The sequence below is a fragment of the Paenibacillus sp. DS2015 genome (assembly GCF_050433705.1).
GTDB lineage: Bacteria > Bacillota > Bacilli > Paenibacillales > Paenibacillaceae > Paenibacillus_AQ.
Genome location: NZ_JBNPWS010000037.1, coordinates 1 through 15,099, shown reverse-complemented (window position 1 = coordinate 15,099; position 15,099 = coordinate 1). Strand labels below are relative to the sequence as shown.

The 15,099-nt window shown below is 40.5% G+C and carries 14 protein-coding genes and 1 tRNA gene; 4 read left to right on the top strand and 11 right to left on the bottom strand.

Translation table 11 applies throughout. From position 1 onward, the window contains the following. The first annotated feature begins 34 nt into the window (after positions 1-34). Complete coding sequence (gene motA / locus J2T13_RS22700) at positions 35-832, top strand: flagellar motor stator protein MotA (protein WP_429374644.1); 798 nt, start codon at positions 35-37, stop codon at positions 830-832. After that, complete coding sequence (gene motB, locus J2T13_RS22695; RefSeq protein WP_429374643.1) at positions 801-1,643, top strand: flagellar motor protein MotB; 843 nt, start codon at positions 801-803, stop codon at positions 1,641-1,643. Before motA ends, motB begins: the two co-directional genes overlap by 32 nt. Positions 1,644-1,757: 114 nt before the next feature. Here motB and J2T13_RS22690 read toward each other — a convergent pair whose 3' ends face one another. Together J2T13_RS22690 and J2T13_RS22685 are read right to left on the bottom strand one after the other, a co-directional pair. Continuing rightward, complete coding sequence (locus tag J2T13_RS22690) at positions 1,758-2,459, bottom strand: pseudouridine synthase (protein ID WP_429374642.1); 702 nt, start codon at positions 2,457-2,459, stop codon at positions 1,758-1,760. 40 nt (positions 2,460-2,499) lie between these two features. After that, positions 2,500-4,779: an ATP-binding protein gene (locus J2T13_RS22685; protein ID WP_429374641.1), complete on the bottom strand. Its 2,280-nt coding sequence runs from the start codon at positions 4,777-4,779 to the stop codon at positions 2,500-2,502. A 359-nt stretch (positions 4,780-5,138) separates the two neighbouring features. Here J2T13_RS22685 and tadA point away from each other — a divergent pair, with 359 nt between their 5' ends. Continuing rightward, entirely contained in the window at positions 5,139-5,597 is a 459-nt protein-coding gene (gene tadA / locus J2T13_RS22680) for a tRNA adenosine(34) deaminase TadA (RefSeq protein WP_429374640.1), read from the top strand. Positions 5,598-5,629: 32 nt separating this feature from the next. After that, complete coding sequence (locus J2T13_RS22675) at positions 5,630-6,214, top strand: GNAT family N-acetyltransferase (RefSeq protein WP_429374639.1); 585 nt, start codon at positions 5,630-5,632, stop codon at positions 6,212-6,214. 44 nt (positions 6,215-6,258) lie between these two features. Here the strand turns inward: J2T13_RS22675 and J2T13_RS22670 are convergent, their stop codons facing one another. From J2T13_RS22670 to guaB, 9 genes are all read right to left on the bottom strand, one after another. Then, positions 6,259-7,341 (bottom strand): hypothetical protein, encoded by a 1,083-nt coding sequence (locus J2T13_RS22670; RefSeq protein WP_429374638.1) that lies wholly within the window; start codon positions 7,339-7,341, stop codon positions 6,259-6,261. Positions 7,342-7,575: 234 nt separating this feature from the next. Continuing rightward, positions 7,576-7,734, bottom strand: coding sequence for a small acid-soluble spore protein P (locus J2T13_RS22665; RefSeq protein WP_429374693.1), 159 nt, complete (start codon positions 7,732-7,734; stop codon positions 7,576-7,578). Positions 7,735-7,803: 69 nt separating this feature from the next. Continuing rightward, on the bottom strand, positions 7,804-8,148 hold the full coding sequence (locus tag J2T13_RS22660; RefSeq protein ID WP_429374637.1) for a hypothetical protein: 345 nt from the start codon (positions 8,146-8,148) through the stop codon (positions 7,804-7,806). A 235-nt stretch (positions 8,149-8,383) separates the two neighbouring features. Continuing rightward, positions 8,384-8,472: transfer RNA gene (locus J2T13_RS22655), tRNA-Ser, on the bottom strand. A gap of 82 nt (positions 8,473-8,554) precedes the next feature. Continuing rightward, a complete protein-coding gene (gene serS, locus J2T13_RS22650; RefSeq protein ID WP_429374636.1) occupies positions 8,555-9,838 on the bottom strand; it encodes a serine--tRNA ligase in 1,284 nt (427 codons plus the stop codon). Between the two features lie 191 nt (positions 9,839-10,029). Next, entirely contained in the window at positions 10,030-10,608 is a 579-nt protein-coding gene (pdxT, locus tag J2T13_RS22645) for a pyridoxal 5'-phosphate synthase glutaminase subunit PdxT (RefSeq protein WP_429374635.1), read from the bottom strand. A 22-nt stretch (positions 10,609-10,630) separates the two neighbouring features. Further along, the gene (gene pdxS, locus J2T13_RS22640; protein ID WP_429374634.1) at positions 10,631-11,509 is read right to left on the bottom strand and encodes a pyridoxal 5'-phosphate synthase lyase subunit PdxS; all 879 of its coding nucleotides are present in this window, start codon (positions 11,507-11,509) and stop codon (positions 10,631-10,633) included. Positions 11,510-11,613: 104 nt separating this feature from the next. After that, complete coding sequence (locus J2T13_RS22635) at positions 11,614-12,966, bottom strand: D-alanyl-D-alanine carboxypeptidase family protein (protein ID WP_429374691.1); 1,353 nt, start codon at positions 12,964-12,966, stop codon at positions 11,614-11,616. A 269-nt stretch (positions 12,967-13,235) separates the two neighbouring features. Next, positions 13,236-14,693, bottom strand: coding sequence for an IMP dehydrogenase (gene guaB / locus J2T13_RS22630; RefSeq protein ID WP_429374633.1), 1,458 nt, complete (start codon positions 14,691-14,693; stop codon positions 13,236-13,238). Positions 14,694-15,099: the final 406 nt, after the last annotated feature.

The window sequence follows — 15,099 nt, the reverse complement described above, 5'->3', positions numbered from 1 at the left end:
GATTCAATTCTATTTCTCATGGATGAGGTGTATAATGGAAATTTCAACAATTATTGGTTTAATTCTCGGTATTATTTCTGTGGTAGTGGGTATGTTCCTAAAAGGAGCATCACTTACGAGTTTACTTGTTCCAGCTGCATATCTCATTATATTGGGTGGTACAGCAGCCACACTGTTTATTGGGTTTCCAATGTCTGAACTCAAAAGAATCCCTAAATTGTTAAAAATGATTTTTGTAAAACAACAATTAATGGAGAGAAAAGAAATGATTACTCTCTTTATGGAGTGGGCTTCCATTACTCGTCGTGAAGGATTGCTTGCACTAGAATCCAAAGTCGAGGAGATTGATGATAATTTCTTACGTAATGGTATGCGTATGATCATCGATGGCAACGATCAAGAATTTGTGCGTGATGTACTGATGGAGGACATCAACGCAACAGAAGATCGCCACAAAGTCGGTTCCCTAATCTTCTCACAAGCAGGTATGTATGCACCTTCTCTTGGGGTACTCGGCGCTGTTATCGGTCTAATCTCAGCCTTGAGCCACATGAATGATATGGGTGAGCTAGCTCATGCTATTAGTGCTGCATTTATCGCTACAATGCTCGGTATTTTCACAGGTTATGTAATATGCCACCCGATCTCTAACAAACTTAAACGTCTATCTAAGAACGAGGTGGACCTCAGACTTATGATGGTAGAAGGGTTATTGTCTATTCAATCAGGTGTCTCCACTATCGCGATCAGCCAAAAGTTATCTGTCTTCTTAACACCTTCAGAGCGTTTAGAACTGAATAATGAAGGTAAGGCTGGTGATTCAGGTGAGTAGTAAGAAGGGTCGAAGACATGAGCATGAGGAACATGCAGATGAATCCTGGCTACTTCCATATGCTGACCTTCTCACTCTACTTCTAGCTCTCTTTATTACTCTTTATGCAATGAGTGCGACGGATGCCAAGAAGTTCGAGGAGATGAGCCAAGCATTCAGCATCGCCTTGAGTGGTGGGACTGGTGTGCTAGATTATAAATCAGCAACACCACGCGATAGTCCTGCTGAGGATATGCCATCGTCATCTAAAGACACCAAACCTAACAATTCCAAAAGTGAACAACAAGCTGCTGCCCTTAAACAGCAGGAGCAGCTAGACTTAGAAAAGCTGAAGAAACAAATTGATCAATATATACAGAGTAATGGCTTGAGTAACCAGCTCAATACGAAACTTAATCAATCTCAATTAATGATTACGATCAGTGATACAGCACTCTTTGCTTCAGGAAGCGCTACGGTTAAGCCTGAATCTAGACAACTAGGTAAGGTCATATCTAGTATGCTACAAGAGTTCCCTGACTATGATATCGTTGTCTCAGGTCATACCGATAACATTCCGATCTATAATAATTTCTATGAATCTAACTGGGATCTTAGCTCTGACCGGGCATTACAATTCATGAAAGTATTACTGTTGAATACGAATCTCGATCCTAAGAAGTTTACACCTGTTGGTTATGGAGAATACCATCCCATTGTAGATAATAAGACACCGATAAATCGTGCTAAGAACAGACGCGTTGAAGTATCTCTTATTCGTAAGTACCAAGATAATAATAAGCTTCTGAACATCACAGGAGCTAAGGATTAATCGACGGAACGCTTCTATAGAGAAGATGTCTACAAGGTATAATTTCTCACCCCAAGAAAATAATCAATAAAAAAAACGAGCCTTTAGAATGACTTCTAAGGCTCGTTTTGCTTATCATTGTAAATCATATTGAAGTAGACTACCCAGCTCCTGCTTATCCTCTGGTGTTAACTCCCACCAAGTACCCACCGGGTGATCACCAGTACGTATATTCATGATCCGTACACGCTCTAATGCTCTTACCTCGTATCCGAATGCGCTACACATCCTTCTAATCTGTCTGTTCTTGCCTTCAGTAAGAATGATACGAAATACGAACTCTGACAACTGTGTTACTTCACAGGGCAATGTCAGTTCTCCTAATACTTTCACACCTGTAGACATTCCTCTTAGAAAAGAGGGTGTAATAACACTGTCTACCGTTACAATATATTCTTTCTCATGCTTACCCTCTGATCGTAAGATCTGATTCACGATGTCTCCATCATTCGTTAGCAGTATTAGACCTTCTGAATCTTTATCTAGACGGCCTATCGGAAAGATCCGTTCCGGATGATTCACAAAATCGATAATATTCCCTGGAATGTGCCGCTCCGTAGTACAAGTTATGCCTATCGGTTTATTGAGAGCAATATAAATATGTCCTTTCTTAGCATCCAAAGGTTGTCCACTAATACGAACGTCATCACCTAGCTCGGCTTGACTGCCTAATATAGCTAACTCACCATTAATTGTTACTTTTCCAGCATCTACGAGCTTATCTGCTTCGCGACGCGAGCAAAATCCTGTCTCACTAATAAATTTATTTATCCGCACGAATCTTATCCACCTCTACATTGAGTTTATTTAGAATGACTTAAGTACATATAGCTGAGGGAAGTAGTATCGTAATTTGAGTTCCTTTATCTAGTTCACTCTTCACTTCCATCATTCCCTTATGGGCTTGAATAATGCGCTGACTTACCATGAGGCCAAGTCCTGTCCCACTCTCTTTATTAGAGAAGAAGGGCTCTCCAAGCATTGGCATCATATCCTCCGGTATGCCTACTCCTTCATCCTTAATCGCGATCCCAACATGTTGGACTCCGGATAAGAATAAATGTAGGGTAATCATACCCCCTTGTGGCATAGCCTCCATCGCATTCTTTAATACATTAATAAATACTTGCTTCAGTTGATTTACCTCACAATGCACCATAGTGGGTTTATCAGTAAATTCATATTTGAATTCAATACCCATCAAATGAGCTTGGCTATCCAATAAGGATACCACATCTCCTAGGATGTACCGAACATCTTTTTCTTGAAATTGCACCGCCTGAGGTTTAGCTAAAATTAAGAACTCACTTACGATCAGATTAATGCGATCTAGCTCAGACAACATAATATCAATATGTTGTGGATTAAGCTTCATACTCTCTTGCTGAAGCTGCATGAATCCTCGCAAGGTCGTAAGTGGATTTCGAATCTCATGGGCTACACCTGCAGCTAACTGCCCTACCGTTGTCAGCTTTTCAGAACGTCGCAATAGCTCCTCCATTCGATTACGCTCCGTCATATCCCTAGATACACTAATAAGGGAAACAATATCCCCCTCCACATTTCGAACAGGTGATGTACTTATACTAACCTCAACTGTAGAACCATCTTTCTTTAAGCGAATAGTTTCTATGGGTGGTAGTTGTACACCGTTAATCATTTGCTTCAGTCTCTGTTCTTCTTCTTTCTCTAAAAAGTCAGGAACAAAACATAACGCACGCCCAACAACTTCTTCATTCTTCCACCCATATAGCTCTTCGAAAGCCTTATTCACCTGCATAACGTTCTCACAAAGATCTAACATATGAATGGCATCTGCCGTCTGATTGATAATCGATTCTAAATGCTCTTTCACCGAGCGATTTTCTTCGACCATTTGCTTAAGTTTCTCGGTATTATGATTTATATTATGAGTCATTGCATTAATGCGATTTGCTAATAATCCTAACTCGTCATTACCCTTTACCGCTAAAGATGTATTAAACCGTCCATCACTTACATCGTTTACTTTCTTTAACATGTGCTGGATTGGACTAGTAATAATACCTGCTATGATGTGGCTACACAAGATCACGATACAGAGCAAAATTAACGATATCCATATATTACTGATCAATTGATCTTTCGTCACAGAGGAAATAGTAGCATAATCCATGACCACACTAATAATATAAAGATCCTGACTTGTTGTCATAATAGGCACGAAACTCTTGATCACTTTGACACCCTTAATCTTTTTATCAAAAATAACTTTTTCCTTGGTTCGGATAACCTCAGCAATGGCCTGCTGGTCCTGTTCCAGACTATTGTAAGAGTAAGTACCAAAGCGAATAGATCCATTAAGTAATTTCAAATCATGACTGTCAGGTCTATCAAGAAGAATATTGTTGTTACGGAAAGTTTCAGGATTAATGCCAGTAATCTCTAAAATTTGTGGATTAATATGTAATGTTTCCTTTACGACTTCATTTGGACTTATAATTTTAGTATAATCATTTATCTCTGTACTTCTAATATAAGGATCTATGATATAGTTACGCTCACCATCATAGAAGAATCCCCACTTATCCATTAATTCTGGACTGGATGAAGAATATTCAAACGGTCCCGTCCAAAAATAATCACGCTTATGACCTTCCTGTGTGGTTACTTGTTGCTTATTTAGCAACTGAAATAATGTCTGTTTCCATAAACCCGACTCTTTAGTTGGTTGCTCAATCCCTAGGGTATCTGATGATTTGGCTATAGTAATGTCAGTCCCATCCCTAACCAACAATGAGATATGGGATACACCGAGCTCTTGACTGAGTCTGACGAGTTCCTCATTTGTTATATTATTAATATCTGGGTCTAAGGTTTGAGCGGCCATATGTGCAGCCATATACAGAACATCTTCAATTTTTCGCTCAATATAATTAGCACTATACTGACTTTGTTTAACTGCAACTGCGATCTGCTCTGTAGTCATCAACATTTTGGTCTCTGTATCCTGCAGTAAGTTCTCTTGAGTAGTGTAGAGATTAAGTGTAAGATTCAACAACAAAATAACCAGTACGGAACTGGACATGATGAGGGTTAATTTAGTTTTGATGGACAAAGCTACAACTCACCTCTTGGGCATTGGCAACAAGGGGTCTTGGTATCAATGGAATATATATCCTATATGTTTCATCATAACCCTATCCCTTTAATTTGAAAAGGCGTTTCGATGTTGTTTCATACATTTTCCATGATCAAAAGAATAATTGATTACTCAACCTTCATTTATTACAATAAATAAATGAAATGTGTACAATTATCCAATAGTTATGCACATATAAACAATATTGCCTGTTAATTTGTGCATAACATTGTGAACAAAATTAAAGTTATCCACAAAGTTATGCACATCATGTTAACAACCGAATATTTGTTCGTTGAATAAATGCTTAGTTATCAAGGAGGATCTATTAAATCGTGAGTGATCAGCATGAATATTGGATGCGAGAAGCCATCGCCCAAGCTAAACAGGCAGAACAATTAGGAGAAGTGCCTATAGGAGCCGTTATTGTCCTTGGGGAAGAAGTAATCGGACGAGGTTATAATTTACGTGAAACGACAATGGATGCGACAGCTCACGCTGAAATGGTAGCCATTCGAGAAGCTAGCCAGCAACTAAATTCCTGGAGACTGCTAGACTGCAAATTGTATGTGACTTTAGAGCCATGTCCCATGTGCGCTGGCGCTATTGTGCAATCACGTATTCCACAGGTCATCTATGGAACGACGGATCCAAAAGCAGGATGTGCGGGAACACTCATGAATCTTTTGCAAGAACCCCGGTTTAATCATAGAACGGAGTTAATTACTGGCGTCCTTCAAGAAGAATGCTCTATGTTACTAACTGAATTCTTCCGTGGACTAAGACGAAGATAATTCTATATCCACATAGTTAAGGAGGCCTATACATGGCTTATACTTTATATGATACAGCTCACGATATATTTATCCGCTTATTGCAGGTATCAAATGTTGAAGATTTATTGGCAATACGCTTGAATACTCGTAGAGCATATGAATCCTTTGAGCCTAAACAGAGTGAAGAATTCTACACCATTCATGAACAAAGACAACTTATTCTAAACCGCGAAGAGGATAGGCTGCTTGACCGAGCTTACATGTTTGGCATATTCACATCTGATTCGAAGCTCATTGGTCAGGTTACAATATCGAATGTGGTTCGTGGTGTTGGCCAATACGCCGATGTTGGTTATTTCATAGATCTTGGCTATCAGGGACAAGGCTATATGACAGCCGCTCTAGGATTAGCTCTTCAATATGCTTTTGAGGCACTTAGACTTCATCGAATACAAGCTGTCATTCTTCCAATGAATCAGCCCTCACGTCGTGTATTAGAGAAGTCTGGATTTCAGCGTGAAGGTACTGCCCGACGTGTATTACGAATAAATAATCAATGGCAAGATCATGAAACCTTTGCCATCCTTGAAGAGGAATATACGCATCTTCATTCAGAACAAACAAGACCCGCCTAGTGTTTAACTAGGCGGGTCTTGTTTGTTCTTTGCAGCAATTAAGATTAGTAGGTCTCCCCATTCAGTTCTTGTTGAAGTTCATCCATGGTTATCACATCTGCACCACTAGGAATGCCAATTATAAATGTTTGTTTCTCATTGATGTTACTGTATTGATTGCTAGCTTTCAACGCTAACGCAACATTTTGATTCGTTTCTGGATCATTAAATTCAATATTCATATCCAACCCTTGGTAAGCGGGAAAGTCTTTCTTATTAATCCCCGTATTCACAGTGAACGTGTTGATTTTCAAGTAATCCTTTAATTCTTCCAAGCCCTTACTAAGCTCATCTTGGTTTCCAGCTTTCAACTCATCCTTAGCTGTTTGAATATCATCAGCTGTTAGACCTAACATACTACGGTATTCCTCTTTATCCATAATATCAAGAATATTAGGCAATGCTTTATTCACAAAGATTGTAATAGCTTCTTTAACATTGTCATTTGTAATGTAGAATTGAGCTACTTGTTTAGCATCAACGCCTTCTGGTAAGTTAGCATCCTTTACTGCAATATCTTTGAAATATTTAGCTTGCTCATATTCAGCGAATAGCGCAGTTGAAACTTCGTTAGTTAGTTTCTGTGTTTTATCTGTATCCATGGAGTCAGGATTAAGAACTGTACCCCCCTGCTCTGCCAATTCCTTAAGGTCTATCTCGATATATTTACCAATAATGTTCTCAGGTATCGGAAGCATGGGTATGCGCGGAACCTTAATATATAGTTTCTCTTTAGTCATAACCATAGGAACGGTAAATGTCATGGCCATATCACCTTTTAAATTAAGACCCAAAGTAAGCTCCGTCTGCATCGGTTCACTTTGATAGATCCCATCTACCGTTAATTCGGCATTCTTAAGCATGCTCATGGCAGCTTCAGCGCTGGAGTCCCCCACTAAATTAGGTGCACTTATTTTTAAATCCTCAATAACAACCTTACTCTTCATTTGGTAAGATGTCATCTTCATCGCATTCTCCGTAGCGCTTTGCATCGCCTCTTTCGGTTCCTGCTTACTACTACATGCAGATAGTACCACTGTTAAAGTTAAGAATAGCGATAATACCAGCGCTGTGTATTTCTTGTTCATCTTGTTCTCTCCTCTCGAAATCAGTTCCCCATATCCATAAAAAGTATACATACCTTCCGTTCTTACCCAAAATTTGAAGGGTTTGAAACAATTATCGGTAATTTTCACCTTATAAATGATGGTTGTTCCACCCTTTTATACGTATATATAAACTAAAAGGTTCCAAATACAAAAAAGAGAACACCTTAATATTCTAAGATGTTCTCTCTTTCACTGCTATTATTCATCAATTTCTTAACCCTGCTTGTTTAAATGGCTCACATGATTATGTTGTTTCACTTTCTTAGATCCTGAGAGTGGTTCTTGCATTCCCGAGGAATCATCTTCCTTCCGGTGACGCTTCTGCTCTTCTGCTTGTACTTCAGGTACAGGGATTGTCTTCGGTTTACTCACCATGGTCACCTATCTCTCTTTTATAGTAGAATCACTAAATCGCCTTACCTAACAACTTGCTTCAAGCACCTAATTAGGATTGGTCAGTCCATGTAACATTTGCGCACACTCGTGTAATTGGCGTGTATATCCCCCTGCTAAGTCCTGAATGACCTCTGTATACTCATCCACCGCACGACCATCCCGCTCAACATCGACTAGATCAACACGGACCTCTCTAGGATCCATATAAGCGCACTCGAAGTCAAAGGAGTACATTTGCCTACCTGCGGTATCAATATGGATTCTAAGGCTGTTTTGGTTGGCCTCATCAGCCCTTACTTCAGCCTTATCTAATGGGTCCAACAGAAGTGGAAGTTTAGCTTGCCATGCATTCACTAGATCATGCTGATTAACTTCAATATTTGGGTTCACAAGGAACACCTCCCCTTCACTATATTTTGCAAAGGTCAGAACCTTTTTATACAATCCTAAATTATTCAATTCATTATGCTTAAAGAATAGACGACTTCGTCACTCCAAGGTGAAGCTCTTCGATATAACGCGAATTATAGATCTCTACTTCCTAATATCTCAAAAAATTTCTAATATCTCAAAAAACAAAAAAGCCATTCTCAGTGATGAGAATGGCTACTTATTTAAGTTATTATGGCGGAGAGGGTGGGATTCGAACCCACGTGGACTTGCGCCCTAACGGTTTTCAAGACCGCCCCGTTATGACCGCTTCGGTACCTCTCCAGGTAGTATATCTGTTACCACCCATTACATATCAGTGGTGTGCAACAGAAATTATCTTACCATATATTCAGACCATAAGCAACTATTTTTTCAAAGAAATTATTTTCATATTTCCCATGTAAGGTTGAAGAACGTCTGGAATGATGACACTTCCATCTTCCTGTTGATAATTTTCTAGGATCGCTGCGAAGGTACGACCCACTGCTAAGGCAGAACCGTTCAATGTATGCACGAACTCTGGCTTCGCTTTCGATTCAGGACGGAACCTTATATTCGCCCGACGCGCTTGAAAATCCTCTGTATTCGAACAAGATGAAATTTCTCGGTATGCTTCACTTTCTGGTAACCAGACTTCAAGATCATACGTCTTGGCAGCAGAGAATCCCATATCTCCTGTACTAAGTGCTAATACTCGGTAAGGAAGCTTCAAAAGCTGTAGAATCCGCTCAGCATTTGCCGTCATTTTCTCTAGCTCTTCATAAGAAGATTCAGGATGAACCAACTTCACAAGCTCAACCTTATTAAATTGATGTTGACGAATAAGCCCACGTGTATCACGACCTGCTGATCCAGCTTCCGAACGGAAACATGAACTGTAGGCTACGAAATGCTTCGGAAGATCTTCAGCACTCAGAATCTCGTCACGATAATAATTGGTTACCGGTACTTCAGCTGTCGGAATAAGATAATAATCGGTATCTTTTAACTTAAACAAATCCTCTTCGAACTTAGGAAGTTGACCTGTTCCACGCAAACTATCACCATTTACAATGTATGGAGGAAGCATTTCCTCATAACCATGCTCACTACTATGCAGATCCATCATAAAGTTGATCAGAGCTCGTTCTAATCGTGCTCCTAACCCTTTGTAGAACGTAAACCGTGATCCCGTAACTTTAGCTGCAGCTTCAAAATCAAGAATTCCAAGTTCCTGCGCGATATCCCAATGTGCCTTCGGTGTGAACGTAAACTTGTTCGGTTCAGACCAACGGCGAATCTCCACATTATCAGCCTCTGATTTACCCAAAGGCACAGACGCATGTGGAATGTTAGGAATGGACATCGTTAAATCGTTAATTGAGACTTCAAGCTCGCGAACTTCCTCATCTAGTCCTTTGATACGATCGGATACATCACGCATTTCAAGTATTAAGGCTTCCGCATCTTCACCATTTTTTTTACGTTTGGCTACTTCACCCGAGACGGTGTTTCTGCGGCTTTTTAGTCCTTCGCTTTCCTGCAGCAACTCTCTACGACGTGTATCCAACTTAGGGAACTCAGCGATAAGATCAAGTGATTTCCCTCGATTTTTCAGGGCTTCTTCCACTCTTTCGTAGTCACTTCGTAATATCTTCACATCTAACATAAGCATGTCCTCCTCACAAAACAACCTCGACCCTTTGTCTGAGAAACAACACCGGAATGTATATCCACTTCGTAAAGTGATCCGCTTTCCGGAGCAGAATTCTCTGGCATTAGCAGTATTCCCTAATGGAGCTACTGCTAATATCCACAACTGGTCAAGGTGTTTCCATTTACAAATTTGTAATTTTTAATCTAAGATGCTTGTTTCTCTCTTACCATTTCCACAAAATACTGATGTAGACGGTAATCATCGGTTAACTCTGGGTGGAATGAAGAGACTAATAAATTGCCCTGTCTTGCCGTAACAATTTCATCTTGATAAGTAGAAAGAACTTCTACCTGACTACCCACTTCTCGAATAAGAGGGGCCCGAATAAATACAGCTCGAACTTTCTCATCAATTCCTTCAATCTTCAAGTCCGTCTCGAAACTCTCACGTTGACGTCCGAAAGCATTTCTAGCCACGGTAATATCCATCAACTCCAGATGAGCCTCTTCCTGACCTTCAATCGTTGTCGCAAGTACAATAAGCCCTGCGCATGTACCGAAAATAGGTTTACCCGCAGCTGAGAACTCTCGAATAGCTTCAATAAAGCCATACTTTCGCATCAGCTTGCCAATCGTCGTACTTTCTCCACCAGGAATAATAAGTCCTTCAATGTCATTCAGCTCTTCTATTCGTTTAATTGCAACCCCTTCAGCTCCTGCAAGGGTTACACTTCGGATATGTTCTGTTACAGCACCTTGAAGTGCCAGTACCCCAATCTTCATATGCCTATACCCTTCTCTCTTATCAGCCGCGATCCTGCATCCGTTCGGAGGGAGACAGAGATGAAATCTCGATGCCCTTCATTGCAGCACCTAGGTTCTTAGATACTTCTGCAATCAATTTATAATCTTGGTAATGTGTTGTAGCAGCTACAATCGCACGAGCGAATTTTTCTGGATTTTCTGATTTAAAAATACCAGATCCAACAAACACACCATCAGCACCCAAATGCATCATTAGTGCAGCGTCGGAAGGCGTGGCTACTCCACCTGCTGCGAAGTTAACAACAGGTAACTTCCCATTCAAATGTATATCAAGTAGTAAATCATGTGCTACACCGAGGTTCTTAGCTTCGGCATATAGCTCGTCCTTTGACATACTTTGTACTTTGCGAATTTGACTCTTAATATGACGCATATGGCGTACAGCCTCAACGATATTACCCGTTCCTGGTTCACCCTTAGTACGAATCATGGATGCTCCTTCGCCGATACGACGCAATGCTTCACCTAAATCTTTAGCCCCACACACAAAAGGAACGGTGAAATCCCATTTATCAATATGGAATACTTCATCAGCAGGTGTCAGTACTTCACTCTCATCTAGGTAATCAACACCGAGAGATTCCAAAACTTTAGCTTCTACAAAATGCCCTATACGGGATTTCGCCATAACAGGGATACTAACCACTTTCATGACTTGTTCCACAATCGTTGGGTCAGCCATACGAGCTACTCCACCCGCCGCCCGAATATCAGAAGGCACTCTTTCTAAAGCCATAACTGCTGTTGCACCTGCAGCTTCTGCAATTTTAGCTTGTTCCGCATTCATGACGTCCATAATGACGCCACCTTTTTGCATTTCTGCCATACCTCTTTTTACGCGCGATGTTCCTGTTTCCATGTTTACCCTCCTGAATGTATCTCAATCCACCCCTTCAATTTACATATGGTAAACGTTGGGGTGGTAACACAATTAACTAAGTGTAAATTTCTTCTATCTTGATATTAAAAAAGATTCTTGATTCCGTCAAATAAGTCGACGAACAAATCTTTGATAGCACGGAATAACAAGCGGAACCATCCGCCTTTTTCTACCTCTTCAGCAGTTACCAGATTCACTGTTTTCTTCTGATCATCTAAACCTTTAACTTTATAAGTATAAGTAACTGTACCCACCTTAGATCCCTGTTTCAGTGGCGCTACAAGCTTAGACTCATCATCGATACTCACTTTAGAGGTAACCGTAGTCGTATCTGCCCCTTTAGGAACCACGAAGCTTATATCTTGCTCTGTTACAACGGAGACGCTTGTTTCGACACCTTTCTTTATAGCTACCGTTTCCGTTCCTTCAACAATTGTCTTCGGTGCAATCACTTGTTGGACTTCAAAATTATTAAATCCAAAGTCCAGCACTTTCTTCGTCTCTTTGAAACGGGCTGACTCTGAAGAAGTTCCCATAACTACACTAATTAATCGCATATCATCTCTCACAGCTGTACCCGTGAAACAGTTACCCGCATTATTGGTGTGTCCCGTCTTCATCCCATCTAACCCCGGATAGGCATAAGCCTTGAAGTTCGTAATATCCTTGTTCGCCTCAAGCATCCAGTTATAGTTGATAATTGGATTCTTATCGCGCTCACGGAACTTATACGATTGTATGGATGTAAATCTAGCGAAATCAGGATGATCTTGAACTATGAATTTAGCGAGTATGGCAGCATCCATAGCGGACATTAAATCTTCCCCATCTTCGTCAGGTTTGAAGTTTTCCGGCATATCAGCACGATCCAGCCCTGTTGAGTTAATAAAATGGGCTGTCTTCATACCCATCTTCTTGGCAGTATCATTCATCATTTTAACGAACTCCTGCTCAGAACCCGCTACATATTCTGCTAACGCCACGGATGCATCATTCGCCGAACCAACAGCCATAGCTATGTATAATTCCTCCACAGTATGTTGATCACCTACTGCCAAAAAGATACGAGAACCCCCTGTTTGCTTTGCATTTTCTTTAACTGTTACGATATCATCCCATTTAATAACGCCCGTCTTAACCTGTTCAGCCACAATATACTCTGTCATCATCTTGGTCATACTCGCAGGTGGAAGAGGCTTATCAGCATTTACAGATAGCAGAACTTTACCCGTGGTTGGTTCAATTAATACAGCTGATTCCACTTCTAACCCTAAAGATTTAACTTCTGGAATCTTGACAGCCTTTGCAGTAACAGGGGCTTTCGTAGCTTCCGTGGTCGTTGCTTCACCCTCCGCCAACACAGCAGTAGTAACGGGTAATGCAGATAAACAAAGCATATTTAATAGCATAACCGAAGCTATACTCTTCTTAACCATTTGACGTCTACTTGTTCTTACCTTCTTAACTTTCAAAGAATTGTAAACTCCCCTCTATCCTATATTAATCATTGCTTGTTCTATTCTAACACAGGGCATTCAGCAAAAAAAGACAGACTGAACGAAATTCGTTCAGTCTGTCTAAGAAAATTATCATTTAAACAGATATTATTTGGAATTAAGCAGATAATGTTAAGAAACCCCATCCATAAATCACAGGTTCATTCCTTATCCTTGTAGCTTATATCCTCTTATAAATCAGTTCGCTATTATAATGAGTAGTTTGGTGCTTCCTTCGTGATCTGAACGTCATGGGGATGACTCTCACGAAGCCCAGCACCTGTGATGTGAATAAACTGCGTATCGTTACGAAGCTCTTCTAATGAACCCGTTCCACAATAGCCCATACCTGAACGAAGGCCGCCGATCAATTGATGAATAGTGTCAGAGAGCGGACCGATGTAAGCCACTCGTCCTTCGATTCCTTCAGGAACTAATTTTTTGTCATCATCTTGGAAATATCGATCTTTACTTCCCTGTTTCATAGCACTAATAGAACCCATACCCCGGTATACCTTAAAGCGTCGACCTTGATAAATTTCGGATTCTCCTGGGCTCTCCTCCGTACCTGCAAACAAGCTACCCAACATCACTGCATGAGCCCCAGCAGCTATAGCCTTCGTAATCTCCCCTGAATATTTAATACCCCCATCTGCAATGACTGGAATACCATATTCAGCGGCTACTTTAGCACAATCATAAATAGCTGTAATTTGAGGTACGCCAATACCTGCAATCACTCGCGTAGTACAAATTGAACCGGGTCCAATTCCCACCTTAACTACAGAAGCACCAGCTTCGATCAACTCACGAGTTGCTTCGCCTGTAGCCACATTACCTGCAATAATGGTCAGTTCAGGATAACGCCCACGTAGTTCTCGAACTGCATCAATGATATTGATATGGTGCCCATGAGCGGAGTCAACAGTAATGACATCAACACCTGCTTGAACTAGAGCTTCAGTTCGTTCTGTAGTATCTTTAGATATACCAATTGCCGCACCTACCAATAAACGCCCTTGAGCATCCTTAGCAGCGTTTGGGAACTGTATCGCCTTCTCTATATCCTTAATGGTGATAAGCCCCTTAAGAATATTGTTAGAATCCACTAAAGGCAATTTCTCAATCTTATGTTGTTGTAAAAGAACCTCAGCTTCCTGCAAAGTTGTACCTACTGAAGCTGTGACTAAATTATCATGCGTCATAACTTCGCTAATTTTAATACTGTAATCATGTATGAAACGAAGATCGCGATTTGTTAGAATTCCTACGAGTTTATTGTGCTCGTCCACTATGGGCACACCAGAAATCCGGTATTTACCCATTAATTGCTCAGCATCTGATACTAAGTGATCCGCAGATAAAGAGAAAGGGTTCGTAATCACTCCACTCTCAGAACGCTTAACACGGTCGACTTCCTCTGCCTGCTGTTCTATAGACATATTCTTGTGAATAATACCAATGCCACCTTCTCTTGCGATAGCGATCGCTAGAGCAGCCTCAGTTACAGTATCCATACCCGCACTAATCAGTGGAATATTCAACTTAACATGCTTACTGAGTCTTGTGGACACTTCCACTTCCTTAGGAAGCACCTCAGACTTACGTGGCACCAACAATACATCGTCAAAAGTAAAACCTTCCTTACCAAACTTGTCTTCCCGCACCTTAGATGAACCTCCTCTTGTTCTTATTAAAACGGATAAAAACCTTATAAATCAAGGTTGAAAATTCATTTTCTGAAAATATATTATTGCCATCTTAGCAAAGGGGGTTAGGGCTGTCAAGAAATTCACCCTAGTAATGTCCCACAACGTATCTTTTTAATGCATTGTAGACATTGTCCTCTCTGAGAGGACAGGTATTAATTTTCTGAAATTAACTTATATTAAAAACTCTAATCATTTATAGACAACTTATACTAATTACCTATTAAATCGGTATAATCAATAACACAAAGCCTATAAAGTTATACATAAAAAACCACTGTCGATAAAATCAACAGTGGTTTTTGCTTGGCGACGTCCTACTCTCCCAGGACCCTGCGGTCCAAGTACCATCGGCGCTGGAGGG

Excerpts from the sequence above, each read along its gene's own strand:
- serS (WP_429374636.1), bottom strand. The coding sequence starts at position 9,838 with ATGTTAGATGTGAAGATATTACGAAGTGACTACGAAAGAGTGGAAGAA.
- J2T13_RS22635 (WP_429374691.1), bottom strand. The coding sequence starts at position 12,966 with ATGGTTAAGAAGAGTATAGCTTCGGTTATGCTATTAAATATGCTTTGT.
- pdxT (WP_429374635.1), bottom strand. The coding sequence starts at position 10,608 with ATGAAGATTGGGGTACTGGCACTTCAAGGTGCTGTAACAGAACATATC.
- J2T13_RS22670 (WP_429374638.1), bottom strand. The coding sequence starts at position 7,341 with ATGAACAAGAAATACACAGCGCTGGTATTATCGCTATTCTTAACTTTA.
- motA (WP_429374644.1), top strand. The coding sequence starts at position 35 with ATGGAAATTTCAACAATTATTGGTTTAATTCTCGGTATTATTTCTGTG.
- pdxS (WP_429374634.1), bottom strand. The coding sequence starts at position 11,509 with ATGGAAACAGGAACATCGCGCGTAAAAAGAGGTATGGCAGAAATGCAA.
- J2T13_RS22675 (WP_429374639.1), top strand. The coding sequence starts at position 5,630 with ATGGCTTATACTTTATATGATACAGCTCACGATATATTTATCCGCTTA.
- motB (WP_429374643.1), top strand. The coding sequence starts at position 801 with ATGAAGGTAAGGCTGGTGATTCAGGTGAGTAGTAAGAAGGGTCGAAGA.